Origin of the sequence: Bradyrhizobium macuxiense (assembly GCF_007993935.1) — a bacterium.
Taxonomy (GTDB): domain Bacteria; phylum Pseudomonadota; class Alphaproteobacteria; order Rhizobiales; family Xanthobacteraceae; genus Bradyrhizobium; species Bradyrhizobium macuxiense_A.
This window is the reverse complement of sequence record NZ_VITY01000001.1, coordinates 869,847-895,483: the sequence shown is the minus strand read 5'-3', so window position 1 is coordinate 895,483 and position 25,637 is coordinate 869,847. Positions and strand designations below refer to the sequence as shown.

The 25,637-nt window shown below is 66.0% G+C and carries 11 protein-coding genes; 4 read left to right on the top strand and 7 right to left on the bottom strand.

Annotated features, from left to right (window positions below; all coding sequences use genetic code 11):
• Nucleotides 1-100: 100 nt before the first annotated feature.
• From FBZ93_RS04200 to FBZ93_RS04185, 4 genes are all read left to right on the top strand, one after another.
• Nucleotides 101-12,796, top strand: coding sequence for a filamentous hemagglutinin family protein (locus FBZ93_RS04200; RefSeq protein WP_167528909.1), 12,696 nt, complete (start codon nucleotides 101-103; stop codon nucleotides 12,794-12,796).
• A 103-nt stretch (nucleotides 12,797-12,899) separates the two neighbouring features.
• Nucleotides 12,900-13,457 (top strand): RNA polymerase sigma factor, encoded by a 558-nt coding sequence (locus FBZ93_RS04195; RefSeq protein ID WP_246667350.1) that lies wholly within the window; start codon nucleotides 12,900-12,902, stop codon nucleotides 13,455-13,457.
• Between the two features lie 265 nt (nucleotides 13,458-13,722).
• Nucleotides 13,723-15,441, top strand: a complete 1,719-nt coding sequence (locus FBZ93_RS04190) for a polysaccharide biosynthesis/export family protein (protein WP_146984669.1) — start codon at nucleotides 13,723-13,725, stop codon at nucleotides 15,439-15,441.
• 203 nt (nucleotides 15,442-15,644) lie between these two features.
• Nucleotides 15,645-16,937 (top strand): GNAT family N-acetyltransferase, encoded by a 1,293-nt coding sequence (locus FBZ93_RS04185; protein ID WP_146984668.1) that lies wholly within the window; start codon nucleotides 15,645-15,647, stop codon nucleotides 16,935-16,937.
• 42 nt (nucleotides 16,938-16,979) lie between these two features.
• Here the strand turns inward: FBZ93_RS04185 and FBZ93_RS04180 are convergent, their stop codons facing one another.
• The 7 genes from FBZ93_RS04180 to FBZ93_RS04150 are packed head-to-tail and all read right to left on the bottom strand — an operon-like array spanning nucleotide 16,980 to nucleotide 25,549.
• Nucleotides 16,980-18,314: a lipopolysaccharide biosynthesis protein gene (locus FBZ93_RS04180; protein WP_146984667.1), complete on the bottom strand. Its 1,335-nt coding sequence runs from the start codon at nucleotides 18,312-18,314 to the stop codon at nucleotides 16,980-16,982.
• Complete coding sequence (locus FBZ93_RS04175) at nucleotides 18,305-19,582, bottom strand: glycosyltransferase family 4 protein (protein ID WP_146984666.1); 1,278 nt, start codon at nucleotides 19,580-19,582, stop codon at nucleotides 18,305-18,307. The genes FBZ93_RS04180 and FBZ93_RS04175 overlap by 10 nt, the downstream gene beginning before the upstream one ends.
• A 15-nt stretch (nucleotides 19,583-19,597) precedes the next feature.
• Nucleotides 19,598-20,299, bottom strand: a complete 702-nt coding sequence (locus tag FBZ93_RS04170; RefSeq protein ID WP_146984665.1) for a hypothetical protein — start codon at nucleotides 20,297-20,299, stop codon at nucleotides 19,598-19,600.
• A 43-nt stretch (nucleotides 20,300-20,342) separates the two neighbouring features.
• Nucleotides 20,343-22,313: an EscU/YscU/HrcU family type III secretion system export apparatus switch protein gene (locus FBZ93_RS04165; RefSeq protein WP_146984664.1), complete on the bottom strand. Its 1,971-nt coding sequence runs from the start codon at nucleotides 22,311-22,313 to the stop codon at nucleotides 20,343-20,345.
• Complete coding sequence (locus FBZ93_RS04160) at nucleotides 22,310-23,464, bottom strand: glycosyltransferase family 4 protein (protein WP_146984663.1); 1,155 nt, start codon at nucleotides 23,462-23,464, stop codon at nucleotides 22,310-22,312. Before FBZ93_RS04160 ends, FBZ93_RS04165 begins: the two co-directional genes overlap by 4 nt.
• Nucleotides 23,465-23,510: 46 nt before the next feature.
• Nucleotides 23,511-24,302: a glycosyltransferase family 2 protein gene (locus FBZ93_RS04155; protein WP_167528908.1), complete on the bottom strand. Its 792-nt coding sequence runs from the start codon at nucleotides 24,300-24,302 to the stop codon at nucleotides 23,511-23,513.
• Nucleotides 24,299-25,549, bottom strand: coding sequence for an NAD(P)-binding domain-containing protein (locus tag FBZ93_RS04150; RefSeq protein WP_146984662.1), 1,251 nt, complete (start codon nucleotides 25,547-25,549; stop codon nucleotides 24,299-24,301). Before FBZ93_RS04150 ends, FBZ93_RS04155 begins: the two co-directional genes overlap by 4 nt.
• Nucleotides 25,550-25,637 lie beyond the last annotated feature (88 nt).

Genomic DNA, 25,637 nt, shown 5'->3' with positions numbered 1-25,637 from the left:
TTGTCGCACAAAAAATATTCGCAGCAGGCCGGTAGATTCAATGAACGGCATCCGTCTTCGCGGTGGATCGGAAAAATCGATATCGCCGAGAGGACCAGGAATGCCCCATCGTCAATCCGCCCAGAGCCATGCGCGCCGCAAGACCGTCACGGCGTCCTCGCGCTCGATTTTCGTCGGGCAGGGACGCAGGCGCGCATTGCTGGCTGGAACCAGCGCGCTCGCATTGACGCTGGCCGGCATCGGCGATGCGGCGGCACGGCCGTTCGGCAGCAACGCAGGAACGATGTCGGCGCCGACCATCGCCAGCGATGCGGCAACTGCGGCCGCCCAGCAGGCCACCGAGGCTGCGAGGCAGAGCCAGGGCGCGCTCACGCGAGCCTCTCAGGCGATCCAGGCCTTGCAGGCGGCACAGGCTGCGGCCCGTGGCGCCGCGGCTGCGCGGCAGAGCTCGACCACGCTGCCTCAGGTCGTGGTGCCGAACGGCCTTGCGCCGGGTGGGCTTCAGGTTGCGCCCGGCGCAGTCCCAGGCTCGAACCTGTGGAAGGGCGCTGATCTGCCGGTTCAATCGGCGGTTGGCGGCCAGACCACCGTCACCGTCAATCAGACCGCGCAGCAGGCCATCCTGAACTGGCAGACCTTCAACGTCGGCAGCCAGACCACGGTCAATTTCAACCAGCAAGCCGGCAGCTGGACCGCGCTCAACCGCGTCGTCGGCAACACCGGCCCAAGCCAGATTCTCGGACGCATCAATGCGCCGGGACAGGTGCTCGTCATCAACCAGAACGGCATCATCTTCGGCGGCGCCAGCCAGATCAATATCGGCTCGCTGATCGCATCCACGGCCGGCATCACCGATCAGCAATTCCTCACAAACGGAATCTATTCGCCCCAGAGCGGCGCGGCCTATCTGCCGAGCTTCAGCGGAGCTGGCGGCAAGATCGTGGTGGAAGCCGGCGCATTGATCACCACCAGCGCGCCGGCTTCGGTGAAGTCGGGCGGCGGCTTCGTGGCGCTGCTTGGCAGCGCCGTCGACAACGCCGGATCGATCACGACCCCGAAGGGGCAGGCGCTGCTGGCGGCGGGCGATGACTTCATCCTGCGGCGGGGTCTCGGAACCGACGCCAACCAGATCTCCACCACCCGCGGCAGCGAAGTGGTGCCGCTGATCCGCGCAGGAAGCGCAAGCGGTGCAGTTGGCAACACCGGGCTTGTCTTCGCCCAGCAGGGCGACATCACGCTCGCCGGGCATGCGATCACCCAGGACGGCGTGCTGTTCTCGACCACCTCGGTCGATCAGCGCGGCACCATCCATTTGCTGAACTCCGCTTCGGACGCCGGCGGCAAGGTAACGCTCACCGCAGGCAGCCTCACCACGGTTGGGCTGGAGCTTGAGTCCGACAAGACTGCGCTGAACTCGCAGCGCGATGCGCTGATCGCCGACTCCGCCACGCAAAATGCCGTACGCGCGACGCAAAATTTCGGCCAGTTCGACAACCTTTCGCGGGTTGCGGATCGCGAGGACCGATCCCGTGTGGAGATCGTGAGTGGCGGCCTCGTCGACTTCCAGAACGGGTCGCTGACGCTGGCGCCGGGCGGCCAGGTGGCGGTCTCGGCGGGCATGCGCGTGTTCGCCGAGACCGGTGCCGTCATCGATGTGTCGGGTGTCCGGGATGCGATGGTTCCGATGTCGGCCAACGCCATCAAGGTCAACATCCAGGGCAACGAGCTGCGCGACTCGCCGCAGAACCGCGACAGCGGGGTGCTCATCAGCAAGAACGTCTGGATCGATGCCCGCGATCTGACCCTGGTTCCTGCCGGCACCGGCGGCTACGCGTCGGATCGCTACTACACCGCAGGCGGTCTGCTCGAAGTCGGCGGCTATCTCAACAACACCGGCCACAAGATCGGCGAGTGGGCTGCCGCCGGCGGTGACATCACGCTGTCCGCACCGGAGGTGGTTGCGCAGCGCGGGTCGATCTTCAACGTGTCCGGCGGATCGGTGCAGTACCAGGGCGGATATCTGCCGCAAAACTATCTGCTCGGCCGTGACGGCCGCGTCTACAACGTCAACGACGCGCCCTCCGATCTAGCCTATGTGACGCTCGCAAACGGCTTCGTGGTCAATCACGCGCACTGGAATGTCGTCGAGGTCTATCTCAGTCCGTTCGGCAAATCGAACATGCGCTGGGAGAATGGCTACACGGTCGGCCGGGACGCCGGCCGCCTGACCTTGTCGACGCCGACCTCGGTGTTCGAGGGAGCCATCCTTGCCGACGTGATCAATGGGCAACGGCAAATCGCCGCGCGTCCCGCCAATGTCACCGACGGCTACAAGCTGACGCAGAACACGGTGCCGCTGGCCGGTGCGCTGCAGCTCGGGCTCTACGATGCGCGCGGGCTGGTCAATGCGTCCACGACCGACGTCAAATTCGGCAGCGTGGCGTCGATCTCGGCGGGGCTTGATCCGGCGGCGGCGATTCCGCGCGATCGGGTCAATACCGTCTGGTTCGACGCCGGGACGATCAACGGCTTCGGACTGGGCGGGCTCAACGTGGCCGCGAAGCAGTCGATCTCGACCGAGGCGCCGCTGAATTTCGCGCGCGGCGCGCAGGTCGAACTCATTGCGCCCGTCGTCGACATCAAGGCCGACATCACCGCCCGCTCGGGCAGCGTCAGCGTCACCAATATTCTCAGGCCGGATTCGGCTGCGCTGTCGCCGATCGTGCTGACGACGGCGGACGGGCTTGCGCAGCTCACCGTGCGCGCCGGCGCAACCATCGATGTACGCGGGCTGTGGACCAACGCGCTCAGTTCGCCGAACGACCTCTCCGGGCTCGCTTTCGTCAACGGCGGCAGCGTCAGCTTCAACTCCACGCAGGGCGTCACGCTGGCGAGCGGCAGCAGCATCGACGTGTCGTCGGGTGCGGCGGTTCTGCAGAACGGCAAGACCAGAGGCGGCAAGGGCGGCGATGTGACCCTGATCGCCGACGATCGTTCGGTCGGCGGCCCCTCGGTCGGCGGCCGCCTGGTGCTCGACGGGCAGATCGACGGCTACGGCGCGAACGGCGGCGGCAAGCTCGTGATCGGCAGCGGCCCTGCGATCGTGATCGGCGGCAAGGCGCTGGCAACCGACGGCGTGCTGGGGGCCGGCGAGAAGGCGCAAGTCAATCTGCGGCTCGCGGAGGAACTGTTCATTCCGGCCGGCGCGGCCGTGCCATTCAACTATGATGAGATCATCACCTATCTCGCGCCCGGCGACACGGCGCCGGCGTCCATCGGAATCGATGCTACATACAGCAAGCCGCTCCTGATCGGGCCGAAGGGCTTGACCGTTCCCAGCGGCCTTAAATTCTCGGATTTCGCCGGCACCACCTATTGGCCGGGCATGTACATCTCGCCCGGCACCCCGGTGACGACCGATCCGTCGACCAAGGTCCCCTTGGGCTTCAAGGTCGACGCCGGCGTGTTTCCGAACGGCATCGCGCTGGTCGGCACGCGGGTGATGTTCAGTGCGGGCGATGCCGCGCCGGTACCGCTGCATTTCACCGTCGGCACGATGATCCCGGTCGGCACGGTCGCATCGCGCAGCTATGCCGTCGCGCCGTTGACCGAAATCGACACGACGCTGTTCGGTACCGGGTTTGCGAGCTACGACGTGAACGGCCACCTCGGCCTGATGGTGGCTAATCACGCGGCGGTCAACGCGGTGATGCCTGTCTATCGTTTCAACGAGACGGCGTCGAACGTGGCAAGCGGTAGCGATCCGTCGTCGGCGCTGACGCTCTGGCTGCCGCCGCTCTACCAGGAGGATCCGGTTGGGGGGCGCATGATCCGCCGCGGCGGCGCCGACCTGACGTTGCAGTCGAACCTCGACCAGACCAGGGGATCGCTGACGATCGGCACGCAGGCGAGCGTGACCGTCGATCCGGGACATTCGATCACGCTGCGAAGCCCGGGCCAGATCAATATCGACGGCCGCCTCACGGCCGCCGGCGGCCGGATCGACGTCCTTCAGAATGGCAGTCCCGGTGATCCCTATATCGGCGCACGGTCGATCTGGCTCTCCGGCAATGCCGTCCTCGACGTCGCGGGGCAAAGCGCCGTGGCGATCGATCGCTCCGGTCGTCGCTATGGCTTCGCGGACGCCGGCGGCAGGATCACACTGGGTGACGACAGCGAGGCCCCCGGCGCGGTCGCACCGGCCGGTAGCGGTTTTGTCATTCTGCGGCCCGGCGCGCGTCTCGACGCCTCTGGCGCCAGTGCAGTCATCGATGTGGCGGATGCTGGGGCGGGTTCGAACTCCGTGCATCCGATCACGCTGGCGGGCGCGGGCGGCAGCATCGCCATCAGCGCGCTGAGCGGCTTCTATCTCGATGGCACCATGACGGCACGGGCCGGCGGCGAGGGTGCTGCCGGCGGCACGCTGTCGCTGGCACTGGTGACGCCGAGCTACAGCAACCCGCCCGATCGGCCGGCGCCGAACGAGGTGCGCAAGTTCCGCATTCTGGAGGTCGCGGCGCAGGCCGGCGCGAGCGGGCTTGCGCCGGATCTGGCGTGGGGGGCGCGTGACCCGGCTTTGCAGTTCGGGCACGGCCGCGTTGGAGCCGACCAGGTCGCAAGCGGCGGCTTCGGCAACCTTCGCCTCTACGCGGAGACCATCGCATTCGACGGCGACGTTCAGCTCAAATTGCCGCAGAGCCTCAGGATCTACGGCAACCTTGTCGCCAAGGGAGGCAACGAACGGATCGACCTTGCGGCGCCTTACGTCTCATTCGGCAATGTCTCCTTCTCGCCGAGCGAAGGGGCGATCGAGCCCCGTCCGGGTAGCGTGACCGGTGGCAGGCAACCCGGTTTCGGTACGACGCGGGGCACCCAGCCGGCCAAGACGGGCACTGCGCAGCTGACGGTGAATGCCGATCTCGTCGATCTCGCCGGCTCTTTCGAGCCGCTCAACACCGCAATCATCCAGGCGGATAATTCGACGTCGGTGCTGACCAGCATTGCCGGCATCGATCAGGTCCGTGTGGTCAGCCGAGGCGACATCCGCGTCACCGGCGACACATATGGCTCACGCACGCTCGAGCTCGACGCGGCACAGATCTATCCGGTCAACAACGCCAAAGTGCTCGTCGCGGCGAGCGAACTTGTGCGGTTCGGCCGCACCACGACCGATGCGCCGGCGCTGCCGTTCTCGGTGTTTGGCCGGCTTGCCGTCTACGGCAAGACAATCGAGCAGGGCGGCATCGTGCGTGCGCCGCTTGGCACGCTCATTCTCGGCAGCCCGGCCATAGCAAGGGATCTGACGGGCGCGCAGCAAATCGATCTCCTGCCGGGCAGCATCACGTCGGTGAGCGCCGCGGGGCTTGCGATGCCTTACGGCGGCACCGTCGACGGCATCGTGTACAACTACAACGGGGCCGCGGTGACGCAGGCCATCAACGGCATTAGCGCGTACGGCGAGGTGGTGGGCGGCATCAGCCTGTCCGGTCCAGCGGTGACGGTCGCCAGCGGTGCGCTGCTCGATCTCTCCGGCGGTGGTCAGCTGCTCGGCGCCGGCTTCATCAGCGGCCGCGGCGGCTCGGTCGATGTGCTGCTCAATCCGCTGGCGGCCGCCAATCCGGGTAACAGCTACAGCAACCTCAAGAACCAGGTGTTCGCGATCGTCCCAAGCGCGAATCCAGAATATGCGCCGATCGTGCCGGCCAGCCAGGGTGCGGCGCCTTCGATCGGGCAGCGCATCACGATCGGCGGCGGCGTGCCCGGCCTTGCGGCGGGAACCTACACGCTGATGCCGGCCTCATATGCGCTGCTGCCTGGCGCGTTCCGTGTCGAACTCGGCGCGCAGACCCAGGCCGGAGGTCGCACGGTCGCGCTGCCGAACGGCTCCTACGTGACGACGGCCTACGGCAGTGTCGCCAACACCTCGATCTATGCCAGCCAGCCCAATCTGGCGGTGATCACGCCCGGCAGCACGGTGCGCAGCTATTCGCAGTACAATGAGCAGGACTATACGAGCTTCATGCTCGCGACCGCCGCGCGCACCGGACAGCCGCGCCCGAGCCTGCCTGCCGATGCTGCCGTCCTGCAGCTCATTCTGGCGGCGCAGCCGTCGGGCAAGCCGTCGTTCTCCTTTGCCGGGCAGGCGTTGTTCACGCCGGGCAGTGGCGGCTATGGCGGCACGGTCAGCGTCGACACGGATCAATTTTCGCGTCTGGAGATTCTCGGCGTCAACGCGACGCCGACGGCTGGCTTCGCCTCGGTGCGAGCGGCCGACCTCGATGCGATCGGCGCGGCCAGGATCTCGATCGGCGGCGGCCAGCAGCTCTACCTCAATCTTGGCTACGTGGGGACCACCGGCTTTGCCAACTCGGTCGTGGTGCGCGGCGGCGCGGTGCTGCGCGCGCCCGAAGTGTTCATCACGGCCGGCACCGGCGGCATTCGGATCGAGGACGGCGCGCGCATCGACACGACAGGGACTGGCCCTGCGACGGTGATGCCGTCGAGCGACGGTTTCGCCTACAGCATTGGCGGATCCGGGAACATGATCGTCGTCTCGAACGGCTGGATCGACCTGCCGCAATATCCGACTGGCAGTGTCGCCGGCGGCATCACGATCGGCGCCGCAACCATTGCGACGGAAGGCACGCTGGCTTTCAGCGTATGGAAGGGAGCGCTCGCGATCTCCGACGGAATGCGTTACGGCGCGCGCTATCTATCGCTTGCCGTGCCGAACGTAAATATCGGTGATGCGGCAGCGATCGCCGCGGCGCGGACCGCCGGTGTGCTGCCCGACGGTCTCGTGCTGAACCAGGACGTGTTCGGCCGCCTGCTGGCCGGCAACGCCGTGATCGGTGCCCCCAAGCTGGAGAGCCTGATCCTGACGGCGCAGTCGTCGATCAATTTCTACGGCTCGCTCAATCTGTCGACCATCGATCCTGCAACCGGCCGGTCCAGTCTGCGTTCGCTGGTGCTCAACACGCCGGCGATCTATGGCCTCGGCTCGTCCGGTGACATCGCCACGCTGACCACCGGCCAACTGGTCTGGAACGGTATCAGCGATGGCGTCCTCCGGACCGGCAAAAACGAACCGCGCAGCCTGCTGCCCGGTGCGGTGATCACGGGCGGCGCCGGCACCGGCCACGGCACGCTCAATATTATCGCCGATGAGGTGGTGTTCGGTTATTCAAGCGAGGCGAGGCCGGACACCCAGGTGACACTGGACCGGTTGGCACTCGGCTTCTCGACGGTCAACGTCACGGCGCGCGGCCGGATTACCGCGAACAACCGCAATACATTGTCGGTGTATGAGAGCCAGGGCGCGTACCGGACCGGCTTGGGATACAGCTACAGCGGCGGCAACCTCAATCTGATCACTCCGGTGCTCACCGGCGACTCCGGCTCGATCAATCGCATCACCGCCGGTGGTGCGCTCAACCTGACCGGCACCGGCGGGCTGGCCGCAGCGGGCCCGGCGGCGTTCGGCGCCGAGATCGGCCTGACCGGCAGCACAGTCGCGATCTCCAGCGCCGTCGTGCTGCCGAGCGGCAAGCTGACCGTCTCCGCGAACGGCGACATCGCGCTCAGCGATGCGGCACGCATCGACATGGCAGGGCGAACCGTCAGCCTGCTCGACGCCGTGCGTTACAGCTGGGGCGGCGATGTGACGTTCGAAAGCACGCATGGCAACATCACCCAGGCGGCCGGATCTGTCATCGACGTCTCGGCGGTGAACAATCGCGCCGGATCGTTGTCGGTGACGGCGCTCGATGCCGCGGCCGGACATGTGGTGTTGGCCGGCTCGCTCCGCGGCAGCGCCTCGGGGCACTACGACGCCGGTGGCACGATGGTGCCGTTCCTTGCCGGCAGCATCGACGTGCGCGCGCAGACGATCGACGATTTCGCCGGGCTGAACCAGCGGCTCACGCTCGCCGGCGTGACCGGCGCGCGCAGCTTCCAGCTCAAACAGGGTGACCTCACCATCGGCGACGAACTGATGGCAAACAGCATCAGCGTGTCGGTCGATGGCGGCCGCCTGACCGTCAATGGCCGCATCGATGCCAGCGGCGAACGCGTCGGCACGATTCGGCTCGCGGCGCGCGACGGCTTGTTGCTCGGCAGTGCCGCCGTGCTTGACGCCCATGGCACGGTGCTCCGCGTCGACAGCTATGGCCAGCCGATCGATGCGCCGAACCGGGCGGTGGTGGAACTGACCACGACGCAGGGCCGGCTGACCCTGGCTCCCGGCGCGCGGATCGACGTGCGTTCGGCGGACAATGTCGCGCGCGGCACGATCGAGTTGAGCGCGCCGCGGCTCGGCGGCGCGGGCGGCAGCGGCGACGGTGCCAACGACGTGGCGATCGACGCGGCAGGGCCGGTGACCATCGCCGGTGCACGCAGCATTGCGGTCAACGGCTTCCGCACCTACAAGCCCGCCGACGGCATCATCAACCAGGACTTGATGGATACCGTGGACATCTCCAGCACCGCGTTCATCACGGCGGCGTTGCAGAACGGTGATTTGCAGAATCGTCTTGGCGGCCTGCGTGCCTATGCCGACGCATTCCATCTGCGGCCCGGCGTCGAGATTTCGAGTGCGACGCCAGACGGCGACCTGACGATATCAGGCGATATCGACCTGTCGCGCTATCGCTATGACAGCCTCAACCCGAACACCGCGAAGACCGGCATCTACGGCTCCGGCGAGCCCGGCCGCCTGGTGATCCGCGCCGGCGGCAACCTGAATGTGTTCGGCAATGTCAGCGACGGCTTCGGCGCAGCGCCGCTGCCGCTCGCCGTCGACGGCCAGACGACGCCGGAGGTCGCGCGGCTTCTGGTCAAGGGCACCCAGCCGAACGCGAGTGACGTCGTGATACCGCGTGCCGGCGTGGTGATCGCCGACGGCACCCTGTTCCCGGCCGCGAGCGTTCTGAACTACGACCTGCCGGTGCAGGCATTCACGTTGGCGGCGAACAAAGTTCTTCCCGCCAGTGCTCCGCTGCAAAGCGTGCTGACGCTGCCGGCCGGCACGGTACTGCGCGCGGATGTGCTCGATGCCTCCGGCGCAATCATGTATGCGCGGGGTACGCTGCTGCGCCAGGACACCATGCTGCCCGTAGGCACGATCCTCGGCGCCGGCAGCCGGTTTGCCTCCGCCATCTCGGTCGGCCCGATGCTCTGGCCGAAGAATGTGCCGCTGCCGAGCAGCCTGACGCTGGACGGTGCGCTGACGCTGCCGATCGGCGCCATCATTCCGTCCGCAACGGTCGTCAAGCTACCGGACGACGCAAGCTTCGTGAAATTGCGCGACGACCCGACCCCGAGCGGGATCTGGGCCGCGGCGCCAATGCTGCCGCAGGGATCGCAATCGTGGTCGCTGCGCTTGGTGGCCGGCGCGGATGTGACCGCCGCCGACAGTCGCGCGTTGCGGCCGCGCAGTTCGCATGCGGGCAGCCTGGTGCTCGCCGATTCTTCGATCATGGCTGTGTTCACCAACCAGCCCGCCGGCTGGGTCTGGTCGGATACGGGCGATGGCACCAATCCATTTGGCACGCCAGGACAGGCGGGTGATCCCGACATTTGCGCTGCGCTTCCCGACTATTGTGTGTGGAATGCCGGTGGCCTCACCGCCCAGACGCAATTCCCGGTGCCGAGCGTGGTGCGCACGGGGACCGGCGATCTTGAGCTGCTGAGCAGTTCCGACCTGAAGGTCCGCACATCGTTCGGCATCTACACGGCCGGTACGCAGTCGTCGGCAATCCCGGCGGCGGATGGCTCGAATCCATACGACCTGCCGCGCGGTCGGCCGTTGGGCGCCCCTGTGCTCGGCAATAGCGGCGCCTCGTATGAGGGACTGGTCAACGGCCAGGCCAATAGCGTCTATCACGCCTGGTATCCCGAAGGCGGCGGCAATCTGCTGGTGGCGGCGCAGGGCAATTTGACCGGCATCTCGAGCAACCCGATGAGTGTCCAGGACGGCAATCCGGGCAACTGGCTCTGGCGTCAGGGCGGCAACATCACCGGCCAGCAGACCGCGTGGTGGATCAACTTCGGCACCGTCGCACTTCCGCAGCCGCGCGATCCGGATAATACCCCGCTGGCCCTTATCGGCTTCACCGGCTTCGGCACGCTCGGCGGCGGCAACGTCACCGTGCAGGCCGGCGGCGATGCCGGCGTCCTGGCGCCGCAAAGCGGCAGCAACAATGTCACGAGCTCAACTGCGTTGAACATCACGGTCGGCTCGACCGGGCGCATCACGCCCGATGGGCAGCTGATCCTGACCGGCGGCGGCGACATGCAGGTCAAGATCGGCGGGCAGCTCAACCCGCTGCAACCGACGCTGATGACCACGAAGGTCACGAGTGAAACCAGCGGCGTGCTGACCAACCTGCGCGGCCTGATCGACGTGCAGGCCGGAACGATCGGCGGGATCAATCTGACCTATGGCGCGAAGCTGGCCGCCGATCCGCGCTGGCCGGATCCGGCGACCGCCAACAAGGGCCTCGGCTTCGGCGGACTGCTGATCATCCCCGGCGATGCCGTGGTCGATTTGTCGGCGCGCGGCGATCTGGTGCTGGCGGGCGCGGCAGATGCGGGGCGGGTGCTGCTGCAGAACACCACGAGCTATACGGTTGGCGGCGTTCCGCACGTCGGCGGCGGCACCACCTGGTTCTCGCTGTGGCGCAACGAGACGGCGATCAATCTGGCCTCGGCCGGTGGCAACCTCGTTCCCACCACCCAGAACAATCTGTCGGTCAACAACACCATTGATGGCCCCACCGACGGCACATATCTCTACCCGCCGACGCTGACGGCGCTCGCAGCCAGCGGCAGCATCTACTATGGCGCTTACGACACGCAGCCCACCAACATTCCGCCGCCGCTCACGCTGGCGCCGTCGCCGGTTGGGCAACTCGAACTGCTGGCCGGCCGCTCGATCTATGCCAATGGCTATGGGATCAACATCTCCGGCGCCGATCTGAGTGGGCTGACGACGCCGTTCCAGCCGGCGTTTTCGGGATGGCAGCGCAATGACGTCACGACGACCAACGTCAATGGCACCGGAACGGTCTTCCCGCAATTTGGTTCTCTGTCTCCCCGTGGTGTCGAACTGTTCGCATTCGGCCCGAACACGGCGAGCAATCTGCATGCCGCCGATCCGAACCCCGCGCTGATCTATGCCGCGACCGGCGATATCGTCGGCTTCAAGAGCGGCGAGGTCTACACCGGCACAGGCACGACGCCGCAGCCGGCGGGCACCTGGTACGTCGCGGCCAAGCCGATGCAGCTGATGGCGGGGCGCGACATTGTCAGCCTCGGCACCCCGATCGGCTCGCCGGACTTGCCGTACAACGGGATGCGGACCAGCAACCTGATCTTCCACACCGGCGACAACGACGTCTCGCTGGTGTCGGCGGGCCGCGACATCATCTACGCCAACCAGCAGATCGCAGGTCCGGGCACCCTGATGATGACGGCGGGGCGCAACATCTACCAGGCCGACCAGGGTGCGGTGACGAGCCTCGGCGCGGTGGTCCCCGGCGACCACCGTCCAGGTGCCTCGGTGCTGATGATGGCCGGCGCGGATGCGGCGGACTACAGCGCGCTACTGCGCTACCTCGATCCCGCCAATCTGGCGAAGGCAGGCGTGCCGCTCGCCGATCAGCCCGGCAAGGTGGTGAAGACCTACGAGAAGGATCTGGTTGACTGGCTCTCGGAGCACTACGGCTTCAAGGGATCGGATGCGGAAGCGCGCGAGCGGTTCGCATCATTGCCGCCGGAGCAGCAGGCGGTGTTCCTGCGGCAGGTCTACTACGACGAGCTGCGCGACAGCGGCCGTGAATACAACGACGCCAACGGTCCGCGCGCGAAATCCTACCTGCGCGGCAGGCAGGCGATCGCGGCACTGTTCCCGGATCGTGATCCCACAGGCGCCCCCATCGCCTATCAGGGCGACATCACGATGTTCGGCGGCGCGGGCGTCCGGACGATCGAAGGCGGCAATATCCAGCTGCTCGCACCCGGCGGCCGGATCCTGCTCGGCGTCGAGGGGGTGGTGCCACCGTCCTCGTCGGGCCTGATCACCCAGGGCAAGGGCGATATCGAGGCCTATTCGAAGGGCAGCCTGTTGCTCGGCCTGTCGCGCATCATGACGACCTTCGGCGGCAACATCGTCGCCTGGTCGGCGGAAGGTGACATCAACGCCGGCCGCGGCTCCAAGACGACCCAGGTCTACACGCCGCCGAAGCGCGTCTATGACAATTATGGACAGGTGAGCTTGTCGCCCAGCGTGCCCACGACGGGCGCCGGCATCGCAACGCTCAATCCGATCCCGGAGGTGCCGCCCGGCAACGTCGACCTGATCGCGCCGCTCGGCACCATCGATGCGGGCGAGGCCGGCATTCGCGTCTCCGGCAACGTCAACCTCGCGGCGCTGCAGGTCGTCAATGCCGCCAACATCCAGGTTCAGGGCGCGTCGAGCGGGATTCCGACGGTGCAGGGGCCGCCCGTGGGCGCGCTGACCGCCGCGTCGAATACGGCGGCCGCGTCGCAGCAAACCGCCGCGCCGCCGCCGTCGAACAATAACCAGCCATCGGTGATCATCGTCGAGGTGCTCGGTTATGGCGGTGGCTCCGGCGAAGGCGACGCGTCGCCGAACGAAAATCGGCGGCAACCTCCGGCCGGCAGGCAGAGCTACAACCCGAACGATCCCGTCAGGGTGGTCGGCTACGGTCCGCTCACAGGAGCCGACACGCGCGCGCTGACCGACGAGGAAAGGCGCAAGCTCATCCCGGAGTAGCGCCACTCTCAGCCGCAGATAATCAGCGCGGCAGTGATCCCGCAACGAAGAGCAACTTCGGGGAAGCAAAGGTGCTTCCCCGGAGCGCAGTTGAGAGTGCGTCGTGGAGATTCGGGTCGTGACTGGTGCCAACCGAGCGCGTCTAAGCAGTGAGCTGGCGGAGAACTATGATTGCATCATCGGGAGTCTGACCCGGTCGCTCGGGTCGCCCGACGTCGCCCATGATGCCCTGCACGAGACGTTCTTGCGGCTCGACCGGATCGCGGATTCCGACCCGATCCGTAACCCCGTCGATTACATCCTTCGCATCGCGCTCAATGTCGCGAAAGATCGCTGGCGGGCGCGACGTCGCCGCGCCAGGACGTCCGATATCGCCGAGCTGTTGGATATCAGCGACGAAACCGCCGATACCATCCGAATTGTCGAAGCGCGATCTGAAATCGCCGCCTTCAAACGCGCGCTTGCCGAGTTGCCGGTGCGGCCTCGCGAGGTCCTGCATCATATCTCGCTCGAGGGACGAACGACGCAGCAAGTTGCAGCCCAGCTCGATGTCAGCGTACGAACGGTTGAGAGCGACCTGAAGCGGGCATTGCGCCACTGCGCTGATCGCCTCGACTATGCGCTGCCGCAACGCCTCGGCGGACCGCGCCCGCGCGCGTGAGCAATCCTGCGCGTTGTCCACTTTGACACTGCAGGTGCGACGGGATGTCGGCAACCCGCCGGGGCGTGCCGTTGGCGAAGCCGATATGGCGAGCGGAACCTGAACCTGAGATCCGGTCCGAATTGCCGTCTGCACAGGGTTTTCCGCCTTTCCCTCAAAAGGGGTGCCCACAATGGGATAGTTGTGCGTCCTCCTGCCAGGGGTCACCATAGCCAGGTCTTTGCCTGTCGTAGTGCTGCATTTGGCGCCACGGTCGCGTTCGGCGATGTGGCTGCCGGCATTGAACGCGAAAGCCGCGTGCATGGTTGTCGAACAAAAGTCCGAGCCCGCTCGGCCCACGCCACCCCGCTCTCGATGGGGAAGAAGAGCCCTCCTTGCTGTCGTCAGTCTGGCCGTGGTGGCCGTGGCCGCGGGTAAGAACTGGGGAGCCGTCGAGATATTCTCGCGCGCGATGGCGCAGAAGGCGTTTGCCGCGCTCGGTACGCGGTACGACAAGCCGTCTCCGGCCGCGGTGCAAGTGGCCGCGGTGACGGCGCAGGATTCGCCAAGCGCGCCGGCGATGACGACGGTCGCGCCAAGCGACGCTCCCGTTCTCACGATCGCTGAACGCTCCAAGATCGTCACCCCGGTGCGCGATACGCCGGCCGCAGATTTGTGCGGGGTCGGCGACAAATTGACGATCGCCTTCTACGAACGCGTCGACGTCGAGGAGGACAAGTGGGGACGCTCGTCGAACTCGGCCTTGCGCGGTCTCGTACAGCGTCCGGAGCTGAGCCTCCCGTATATCGTGCAGGAGGACGGCACGATTTCGGTGCCGTTGCTTGGCTCCATTCGGGTTGCCGGCCGGTCAACCCAACAGGTTCGTACCGATTTGGCGGACAGCTTCGATCGCTTGCTCGGCCGCAAGGGAGTGGTCAACATTCTATCGATCGAGCGCTCACCCATCTACGTGCTGGGGCCCGTCAAGAATCCCGGCTCGTACAAGTTCGTGTCCGGCATGACCGTGCTGCACGCATTGGCGCTGGCCGGTGGGCTCGATCGCGGCACCTCGGAGCCATGGCAGAAGATCGAGGCGGTGCGGGAAGTCCTGAAGCGGAGCGGGGCGGCCGATGCCATGCTGAAGCTGCTGGCGCGCGCAGCCGTGCTGAAGGCCGAACGCGACGGCGCCGAGCCCAAGATTCCGCTTCGCCTGATCGAACTGGTGGGAGCGAATGAGGCCTCCAACCTCGTCCGCGAACAGGGCGAGCGGCGCAAGGCGATCGCCACCGCCCGCGCGAACCGTGAGCGCGCGCTTCAGACTGCGCTGGAGGCGGCCAAGCAGGATGTTGTCGTGTATGGCCGCATGGAGTCGCTCGACGAACTCGTCAAGCTGCGCCAGGACCGCGTCAACAGCATGCGCTCGCTCGCGGACCGTAATGTGATCAGCGCAACGGTGCTGAATCAGGTTCAGAGCGAGCTGACCGACGCCGAGCAGCGTAAGCGAGAAGCCCTCAATCAGTACGCGACGGCGAAGCAGCGCCTCGCCACGCTTGAGGCCGAAGGATTCCGCATCCAGTCCGACGTCAGGAACGACCTGGAGCTCGAGATCGAGACGATCGAGCGCCAGATCAACGACAATGAGCGCGAGTACAATACCAGCGAGGGGATCCTCAGCGCGCTACCCGCGACCCGTGCGCAATTCGCGAAAGAAGCAGACCGGATCACTTACCAGGTGGTGCGGCAAATGCCGGCCGGGCCGGTTGCCATCGAATCCAGCGGGATGACCGTGCTGCAGCCAGGCGATCTCGTGAACGTCATCCTGGGTGACGGCGATGCGAAGAGCCAGGCAAATGCGACCGAGGTGAACTCGAACGAGGTCAATTCGAACCACGCCAATTCGCCAGCTCCGGCGACATCACCGGCCGATCGATCGTCGGTTGGACGGGCCGCCAACCGGCCGGAGGTTGGCCGGGCGGTTGCAGATCAGGCGTCCGGTCCAAAATGATCCCCGGCGGTACGGCGTGCCGTCTGGAATGCCCGCCGGATATCCCGGAGAGCTACCCCCATTGAGGGGCAACCCGCCGCCATGGGTAGCCAGGGATAACGCCTTCACATCCCGCACCTGGAAGATGAAAATTTCGCCGTGGGAACCATCCCGGCCGCGCTTCGGGATCGCCGCCATAGCCGCTGGAGTTTCAGGATCGACATATGGCAGCTGGTCACGTCGTCTCGGTCATCGAACCGGAACCCGATCGCGCGGCTTCGGTCGAGCAAGCCAGGCGCCATGATGCGCCCATCGACGTCCGCATCGAGCCCTTGCAGGACATTGCGAAACTCGAAGCCTGCTGGACGGAGCTCGAAGCGCGCGCGACGCATTCATTCTATCTGTCATGGCTCTGGGTCGGCACGTGGCTCGACCATCTCCCGCGCGGTGCGCATCCGCATGTCCTGATCGCGCAGACGTCCGGGCGGACCGTCGGATTGGCGATCGTCTGCCGGCGGACGGTGTGGAGCCTCGGAGCGCATGGCCGGGCGCGCTGGCTGCTCGGCGAAACCGGCGACGCGGGCTTCGACCGACTGTTCATCGAGTATAACGGCATCCTTGCCGAGCGGGGTCTGGCGGCGCCCGTCATGGCCGCATGTCTCGACGCCCTGGCGCACAGCTTGAGCGCTTCCGACGAGCTTGTGCTGTCAGGAATTGCTCCGGATCTCGAGGCCACAGCGACAGGCGTGGCGGATAGGAGCGGGCTCTTGACCGACGTGCGGGAGGCCGACGTTGCGCGGTGGGTCGACTTCACCAAGATCGGTGCCAAGAGCGGTGCCAAGAGCGACGCCAAGAGCGGGAGTTACCGGGCCTCGTTGGGCCGCAGCACCCGGCAAGCGATCAATCGTGCCATGAGGCTGTACGCCGAACGGGGCGCGCTCGAGTTTCAGGTCATGGAGACGACATCGGAGGCGCTTGCCGCGTTTGAGGTGCTGGCCGGCTTTCATCAATCGCGCTGGGGATCCAAGGGATCCTTCGTCAATCCGGGCTTCCGTCCGTTTCATGAGGATCTGATTGCACGCGGAATTCCCAGCGGCGCCATCCGCATGTCACGGACGCTGGTCGCAGGACAGACGATTGGCGTGTTGTACAATTTCGTGCACGAGGGCCATGTCCTGAATTATCAGAGCGGCTTTCTCTATGAGCCGGATGGCCGGCTGAAGCCCGGCCTGGTCAGCCATGTGCTGTCGATCGAGGACAGCATGTCGCGCGGCGAGCGCGGCTACGATTTCCTGGCGGGCTTTGCCCGGCACAAGTCCCAGCTTGCCAATGCCGAGCACGCGATGACGTGGATCGTGCTGGGCGCCGACACCCTGGAGCGCCGCATCGAGGAGCGGATTCGGCGCGCGAGGCAGGTCCTGGGACGGTTTCTGCGCAGGCAAACGAGCGGGCCGACAGCGCCCGTCGCGACCGCAAATGACGATGGCTGCCCGGCCGAGGCCGTTCAACGGCCATGAACGGCCTCGCCGGAAGCAGCGTGTCTCAAGAGCAGGATTTTCTCAGGTTTGGAACGGCGATGAGGTCGAGCCCTGGAGCACGGGATCGGCGCCGGCAACCAGCTTCGTAGCCGACATCAACCAGAGCGCCGCGCAGACGCCCTCGATACTGACGGCGAGCGTCCAGCCCAGGACCAGGCCCTGAAGTCCACCCAGATGCGCTCCGAGGGCGGCAAAGCAGAGCTCCAATAGCCCGCCGAGCGCAAACCAGGGAGCTGCGTTGCGCATCCTGTCCGTCAGCCGCGCGAGCGCGCAGGCATGGAATTTCAGGGTTGATCCAAGCAGGCTGAATCCGAGCAGGCGCAGGCCCGAGCCGGCGATCCCGGGATAGGCCGGATTGAAGACTGCCAGGATCTGCTGCGAATAGGTGAAGATGAAGACGCCGCACACCAGCGAGAACAGCAGGGATACCGTGAGCGACACGAGGATGTTGTGCCTCGATTGCTTCGGGCTCGCCCTGACGACGGGAAACAGCACCATCGCCATGGCCGATGGAATCAGGGCTGCGACGGAGACCAGCATCCAAACCGCCACAAATGCGGCATTGGTGGTCGGCGACAGCAGCACCAGCACGAGATAGGGCATGGCAATGGCCGGCGCCAGCAATGCGACGTCGAGTGCGTAATGCCCGAAGACGCGGCGACGATGCGCGTGGAGCAGTTTGAAATCGGGGGTACCGATGAGGCGGCGCGCGCCTCCTTTGGTCAGGAGATCGACCCCGATCCAGGACGCCAGCAATCCGGCCACCCAGGTCCAGAGAAGCGCGGTCGCGGAGGTGAAGCCGAGGGCGGTCACACCAGCAAGCAGCATCAGTTTGAAGATTGAGAACAGCACCAGGCGGATCATCTTGCTGCTGCTGCGGAGAATGCCGACGAATGCCTGATCGCCCAGCACGGTGAGATTGTTCAGGCCGCAGCCGACGATGAAGGCCAATCCCCCGAACCAATCATCGATCGACCCGGTCGACCCCATCAGGAACGTCTGCCCGACGACAAACAACAAGGCCAGACTGACCGACAGCGTCACGCCAAGCGAAGCTGCTGCCGCGACGAGCCCGGGCTCCTTGCCGGGATGCCGAACCAGTTCGCCGGTGAGCAGGGTCGCGAGCCCGCACTCGCCGAACAGGGTGACGAGGCTCATCATCGACAACAGACCGGAAGCGACCCCCATCACATCAGGCGGAAGCAGCCGGGCTGCGAGCCACCAATAGGCAAAGCCAAGGCCAGCCGTCGCCACCGTTCCGGTCGCCAGCGCGCCGGAATTCATGACCAGGGCGGCGCTCTTTTGCAGTGCCTGGCGCAGTCGCGTGATGGCCATCCGGACGAAGTCTATCGGCATGATGGCTCTCCCGAATCCCGGTATGCGGTCTTTGCGACATCAGCCGACGCCGCGAGCAGGACATCCCGGTAGACCTGTTCGATCCGCGAGACGACGGTTCCGGCCTTCAGGCGTCCCACCCTGGCGAGGCTGGCCGCCCCGAGGCGCGCCGGCAAGGCGCGATCGTCCAGCAGCGCCTGCATCGCGTCGGCCAGCGCCGGCGCGTCGCCGGGCGGTACGAGAAATCCTGTCTCGCCGTGATCGACCAGATCCGGCATGCCGCCGATATCGGTTGCGACGACGGCCTTGCCGCACGCCATCGCCTCCATGATGACGGTGGCGCACGCCTCGGGGCCGGTCGATGGCAGCACGCCGAACAGGGATCGCCGCCAGGCATGCATGATGGCGGAGTGCGGCCATGCGCTGAAGGTGCGGACGTTCTGCGGGAATTCGGCCGGCGTATCGGCGAGGCGGCGTCCGATCAGGACGAGCGGCGGCGGCCGGTTCAGTCCGGCATAGGCCTTCAGAAGGACGTCGATGCCCTTGAGACGCATCATGTCGCCGACGAACAGGATGAAGCCCTCCTCAGGCAGCTCGTGCAGGCAGGCGTCCTCCGGACCGGGCAGCTCGACATCGTCGGGCACGAAGTTGGGGATCACCTCATATGGCGCGGTGCCCTGGGTGAGCCCGGTGTGATCTGCGACGGCATGGCTCACGGCGATGAAGCGGTCCACGATGCGCCGGGCAGCGAAGCTCGACGCCCAGTTGCCGACGGTGGTCACGGTCGCCTTCGCTGCGCCATAGTGCCGGGCCGCGCACGGCAGGCACTTCGCCGGCGCCGGTCCGCTGCACAGCCGGGCTCCGAGATGCATGAGATTTTTCTTGGCGCACACCAGGCCGTAGTCGTGCAGGGTGACCACGAAGCGGGCTCCGGTCAGCGCCCTGAGCGGCAGCAAGGAGGCATAGATCCAGTTATGGGCGTGGACGACATCCGGTTTCTCGCGATCGATCAGCCGCTTCAGGCCGAGCGCCAGTTCGGGATCCGGGAAGGGCGGTGCGTGCCGACGCTCGGGATCGGCGTGGAGCCCCGTCAGGCGCTGCAGCGTGCCGCGCAATCGATGGACCCGGACCGCGCCGTCCAGTTCGGTCTCCGGTGATCCCTGCCGCATCAATGTCCCAACGCTGACGTCATGGCCGCGCTGCGCCAGCGCGGCGCCGAGATTGCGGACATGGCGTTCCTCACCCCCGATCACAGGGGGATAGAACTGGGACAGCAGCAAGATGCGCATCGCCCAGCCTCCGCCTCAGCTACCCGGCACCAGCGCCGAGACCCTGCGATAGAGCTTGTCGTCGGCCGGCAGGTAGAGCCGGGCCTCGGCCTTCTGCTGGACCGCCAGGATGGGCACAGGGACCTTCCGCACCCAGGTGTCGCCTGGCGCAATCGTCAACGAGCGGATGATCGCGATCGGCTTCCCCTCGAGGGTGACTTCCAGGTCGTATTGCTGAGCCTGGGCTTCTGCGCTGCGTACGCCAATGACGAGTTGGCCCGGACCGCCCTTGGCCGGCGGCAGCATCCAGAAGTCGGTGTAGTTGAACTGCCGCTCGACCGCCTGATCGTGGATCGCGAGCGCGTAAGCTCCCGTCGTCACGAGCATCGCCAACACGACCGCCGCGCCCTGCCAGCGCTGCATTCGCAGCGGACCCGGCCAGGCCCTGGGGATTGAGGCGTTGCCGTCGCCGGGAGCGAGCAGCATCGCGGCTGTGGTCGCCGCCAGGTACCAGAATGCCCAGCCAAGCGGCACGAGCAATCCCATGGCATCCAGCACAAAGCCTCCGGCGATGGTGACAGCGAAGCTCGCGCCAATCGAACAGACGAGATGTTCCGTCAGCGACGCGGTCCTTACGCCGATCGCGCGCAACACCACATGGCCGGAAATAAGGAGGGCCGTCGGCACGCCCAGGATGACCCGCAGGAGCATGCTGTCGCTGGCCGCAACCGCAGCCACGGTCGCTCCCGCCCACAGGCAGGCGCCAAGCAGGTCCCGCTTGCTAGGGCTCGCCATGCAGTCCTCTCAAGTCATAGATGATGAGATAGCCGTTGTCGAAAGTGCGGGAGACACCTTTGACGTCATTGAACTTCAGCAGCTCGTCGGCCGTGAGCTGCGTTCCTTGTTGCGGTTCCCATGGCTCGAAGTAGAAACCAAGGACTGGCGGCGCGGTGGTCAGACGGAGATCCACCACCAGGAAATCAAGATCGCTCCTGGCGAGAGCGTAGAAATCGTCTGCCCCGAGCTTGTCACGCCTGAACACGCGAGCAGCGTAGATGGCCGGGTTGATCTTGTTTCTCACGTCCTGCCGGCCGTAGCCGGCAAGCAGCAGACGATTGACCCGATCGCTGGTGAAGCGATTGCCTGGCCCAAGCCATTCCTTGGTCCAGAGCGACGTCTCGATTCCCATGCGCTCGATGGACTGCGCGTCCGACGACACCTTGTAAGGTCCACGGATCGGTTCGATCGAACCTGCCGTGACCCCGCCCATGACGATGACCGAGATCGCTGCGGGCGGTACGATCAGGCGCCATCCGCGTGCCCCGCGGCCCTGCCAGAAATGGACGATACCGACTGCAAAGACCAATCCGACGCCGATGAACACGAACGTTCCCATCCGGTTGCCGATTTGCCACCCGTTCACGGTCAAGCGGAATGCAACCGAAATGGGAAAGCCGCAGGCCAGCAAGGTGAGCAGCACGACGCGGCTGTCGCGCCAGCGTCGTTTGAGGATGCCCTGAATCGGACGCCAGCCTGACCGCAGGTTGACCGGTGCTGTCATGGCCAGCGATCGAAAGAAGCCCGTCGCCAGCCCGACAGAAGTGAGCAGGATCGCGAGCAAGGTGGTCAGGCGCAGCAAGATGGGCTGGGACGGCGGGCTGACGTGTTCTGATTGCGGGGTGCTGGTGCCCATGAGCTTCGCCAGCAGTGCCTTGAACCCGGTTTCGACCACGGGGCCGACGTAACCTGTGAAAGGATTGCCGTGCGCCAGCACCCATACCAGCGGGATGACGATGGCAAGTGCTGCGGTGGCGCCCATGGCGATCCTCGCCTGGACCCGGAGCGAGACGTCCCGCCGCGAGGCCTCCAGGGCCGCCAGCATGCCAAGGTAGAAGGCGACAAAGGCTGCCGTAAGGTGATGTGCGACCGCAAGGCTCGCCACGAGCAGCGCGATCAGAATGAGCGCGCTCGATCTTGATCGCCCGACCAGATCCTTCGATGCAGCCTCGACCGCGAGAATCAAGATGCACAGCACGAAGGCGATGCTCTCGTAGGAGAAGATCGACTCGAACACCACGAAGGTCGAGCAACCCATGTAGGTCAGGCAGGCGATCGCCGCGATGCGCGGAGACCCCGTGATCCTCTCGTAGAACAGAAACAGGGCGGTGATGAGGGTGCCTTTCAGGACTGCCAACAGGAGGGTCGCAGTCGCAAAAATGGGCAAGCCGGTGAGATTCGTGATTGCCGTCGTCACGATCTCGAGCGCGGGATACACCGAAGCGATCGGCAAGAGCGGATTGGACAGAAAGAGCCGGCGGGCGGTCGTAAGATCTTCAGCCGCGATCCAATGCAGGTATTCGTCATGGTGCGCGAAGCCCGTGGGCGAATACATGGTCTTGTGGAAGAACAGGGCGCCGACAAGGAGAACCAGGAGGAAGAGACGCTCGCCCCGGGCCACATTCGGCCAAGCGATGCGAAGGCTGGTCGGAACGACCACCAGCAGGGTACCGGACCAGAACAGCAGCGGCGCCACGTCATTGCCGCGACGACCGGCTCCCTGTCCGGCCGCAACCAGCAGCAGGGCCACGGCGACGACCAGGCACAGCGCCGCAATCCAATTCGAGTTCGCGGAATCCGGCGCGGTCTCGGTGTCGCCACCGCGCAGGTCAGGGCCGATAATGCCAAGGATGGAATGCATCCAGGCTCGCGCCGGCGCGATCGTGGTTTCGGTGTTGAAATAGGCCCGTATCATCCGCCGCGTGCCCTGATGGCGGATCGCAAGCCCAGTGCGCCGTCGTGCGGGAGACCGACCGTCGACGGATTGCCCGCCACATCACGATAAACGTCACTCAGCGCCTCTGCGCAGGCGTCCCAATCCGGCAAGGCCAGGTCGGGGATTTCTCGCTGCGCCTCGAGCTCTTCGGCCATGGCGGCGGCGGTCTCGTCCGGGCTGGCGTTGAGCGGAAGCGCGCGGCACAGGCCGTTGGTTGCGAGCTCCCGCAGTCCCGACGTGTCGCTGACGAGGACCGGCCGGCGCAGCGACAGCGCTTCCATCACGGCGACGGGATGGGCCTCGTAGTCGCTCAGCAGCACGAACAGGCCGGCGCTCGCCAGCAGGTCGGCCATTCTCTGCCGCTCGGATCCCGGGATGCCCGCAATGGTGACCCGATCGTCAAGACCAAGCGCGCTGACGAGACGGCGGAGTTCGCCCTCGTAAGGCCCCGTTCCGACGATGTGCAGGCGCGCATTCGGCATCCTGCGGATCAAGCCCGGCATCGCCGCTATCAGGCGGTGATGGCCCTTGTAGCGCTCCAGCCTGCCGCTCGAGACGATCAGGCACGGATCGACCTTGACGCCGGGGCTGGCGGCCGGCATCGCGGCGCCATTCGGGATGACCACAAACCGCTCCCGAGGGATGTCCATCTTCGTGCTGAAGAAGCTGGCCTCGAATTCGGAGACGCCGATCAGCCGCGCGGCCTTCGCCAGCAGCGGCCGGAGCAGTGCGCGTTGGGTGCCGCGCACGGCATTCCGCAACCGCGAGGAATGCCCGCCGCTATGGAAGGTCAGGACGAACGGGGCTTTGGCGCGGACGGCCGCGAGCAGTCCGATGGGCACCACAAAAGTGCTGTAGCCTTGGAAATGGATCAGATCCCATGTGCCGCGCCGGATCGCCGTATAGACCTGTGGTGCGACATAGAGATCCAATTCCCTCGGCCAGGCCGGCACGCGCCGCACGCACATGCCGCGGACGTTCTCCGCGACCGGCAATTTTCCCGATGGATCGGTCGTGAGCACGTCGACCGAGTGACCGCGCGCCACCAGGCGGGGACCGACCTCATGGATGTGGGTTTCGATACCGCCGACGAACGGGTAGCAGCGGGCGGCAACCATCAGGATACGCATGCGGCTCAACCACCGTCATCGTGGACTTGCGTCCCGCCCGTACCGGCTATGGATAACCATAGGCGACGAGCGAGACCGGAGAACGCACCTTCTCGCGCAGGATCGTCTTGAGGACGCGCCAGCCGTCGGGAATGGCGCGCAGATTGCTCAAGCCGCTGATGCGCGGAGCCTCGAAGCTCGCGACTTCGACGATGTTCAGCTCGTTCTTCAGCGCCCGCACGTTGATGAGGGTCTCGATCTCGAAGCCGTCGCAGTCGCAGTTGAGAGTGGGGACGTGCTTGGTCCAGAATGCCATGTATCCGTAGCACAGGTCGGAGAACGAGCCGCCATAGAGCATGCGCACCATCATGGTGAGGCCCCAATTGCCCAGCATCCGGAACGTCGACATGTCGTCGGTCCCTGCGCCCTGGAGGAAGCGCGAGCCCTTGACCAGATCCGCGCCGGCGATCAGCGCGCCGACGAAGACGATCGCTTCCTCCGGCACCATCGAGCCGTCGGCGTCGATCATGACGATGATGTCGCCGGTGGCGGCCCGGAATCCGGCCTGCAGCGCGGCGCCCTTGCCGCGGCGCGGCTCCATCACGACCTTCACGTCCTCGCGCAGGCCGCGCGCTACGGCGACCGTGTCGTCCGTCGAACGCCCGTCCACGATGATGACTTCATGCGCCCATGTCGGGATGCGCGGCAGCAGCCAGGGGAGGTTCTTCGCTTCATTGAGCGTCGGGACGACGAAGCTCACGCGCGGCATCATCAGCGGCCGTCCCAGCGCGAGATTGATCGCGTCGGGTGCCGGTACTTTGGTGATGTAGGACAGGCTATTGGCGACAGGAGCGTTCATGGCAACACCGTGCGATCAAAAGGCCGGACCTGGAGCGCAGGTCGCGCGCGTACAAGTATGCTTGACAAGTATTGTGCGAGAGTCCGAGCGGGGTGATGGGTCCCGTAGACGAACCGACACACCGGGCCGAAGCTGTTTGCCGCGGCGGGACCGATAAAATGCAAGCCCGGGACCGAGGTCTCGTAATGCGATGAAAGCTGCGGCGCCCCCTCGACCTGGCGGATGCGGCGCAGCAGTGTTTGGTCCAGAAAGCCCAGCCGGCTTAGGTCGGCCTTGTATCCGGTCGCGAAGATCACATGGTCGGTCTGCAGCGCCGGCCGGCCGGCATTGACTACGTTGAGCTGCACCTTGCCGTTGCGGATCTCGATGCCCTGGATCGAGGTGCCGAGCCACATCGGCACCTTTCCGACGACGCGGTCCTTCACGAAGGCGCCGCCCAGGGGGCCCAGCGCCTTGGGGTTGGCGAGCTGGATGCGACGCTGCTCCGGCAGCAGCTGGACGAGCCGAGGATACTTCGCGCAGGCCGACAGGCCCCAGCCCGGGCCGATACCGCTCAATGGCGCGACCACCCGCTCGATGGAAGAGCGGTTGCGGGGCCGGTTGGCGAAACGCAGCTGCTGTGCGCGTGCAACGAGTGAAACCGAGATTCCGCGTTCGTGGAGCAGCGCGGCCAGGTCCGTCGCCGACGATCCGGATCCGACCACGATAACGTCCTTGCCGTCCAATGGGTCGAGCGGGCCATAGTCGCCGCTGTGCGAGCACAGTTGGGCAGGGAAATGCGCGACGTCCTGCGGCAGGTGCTTGAACAGATGCAGGCCGACTGCAACCACGACGCGCCGCGCGTTGACCGTCTCGCCGTCGTCAAAGCTGGCACGAAGGCCGTCGCCTGCGGCCTCCAACGCGGTGAGAACCTTGCTCTCCACCGCCGGCACGTACCGCATCCGGAAGGCCTCGGCGTACTCGATGAACCGCTCGAGCGTCAGCGGTGTCAGCACGTCATGATAGGGCAGGGCGCGTTCGCTGCAGAACGACTTCACGGTGAATTCCGATGCGGGATCGGAGAGACACGTTGCCCAGGGATAGGACTTCAGCAGCATGCCGCGGGGCATGTTGTGCTTCCAGGGGCCCATCGGCTCACCGAAGATCCGGTGCTCCACACCGCGCGCGCGCAAATGTGCGGCAAGCGACAAGCCGTAGGGGCCGGCTCCTATCACGGCCACATCCACGGATGTGCTCGATCGGCCCATATGCGCACCTCCCGCACGTGACAAAATCAAGACGCAACTAAAAAGAGATCGGGAGATAAATACGCTGAACTCTCTCCGGGCGGCCCTC

Bases quoted from the DNA above. Each gene is read 5' to 3' on its own strand.
- FBZ93_RS04180 (WP_146984667.1), bottom strand. From the start codon at position 18,314: ATGCCGATAGACTTCGTCCGGATGGCCATCACGCGACTGCGCCAGGCA.
- FBZ93_RS04200 (WP_167528909.1), top strand. From the start codon at position 101: ATGCCCCATCGTCAATCCGCCCAGAGCCATGCGCGCCGCAAGACCGTC.
- FBZ93_RS04155 (WP_167528908.1), bottom strand. From the start codon at position 24,302: ATGAACGCTCCTGTCGCCAATAGCCTGTCCTACATCACCAAAGTACCG.
- FBZ93_RS04185 (WP_146984668.1), top strand. From the start codon at position 15,645: ATGGCAGCTGGTCACGTCGTCTCGGTCATCGAACCGGAACCCGATCGC.
- FBZ93_RS04175 (WP_146984666.1), bottom strand. From the start codon at position 19,582: ATGCGCATCTTGCTGCTGTCCCAGTTCTATCCCCCTGTGATCGGGGGT.
- FBZ93_RS04190 (WP_146984669.1), top strand. From the start codon at position 13,723: ATGTGGCTGCCGGCATTGAACGCGAAAGCCGCGTGCATGGTTGTCGAA.
- FBZ93_RS04160 (WP_146984663.1), bottom strand. From the start codon at position 23,464: ATGCGTATCCTGATGGTTGCCGCCCGCTGCTACCCGTTCGTCGGCGGT.
- FBZ93_RS04150 (WP_146984662.1), bottom strand. From the start codon at position 25,549: ATGGGCCGATCGAGCACATCCGTGGATGTGGCCGTGATAGGAGCCGGC.
- FBZ93_RS04165 (WP_146984664.1), bottom strand. From the start codon at position 22,313: ATGATACGGGCCTATTTCAACACCGAAACCACGATCGCGCCGGCGCGA.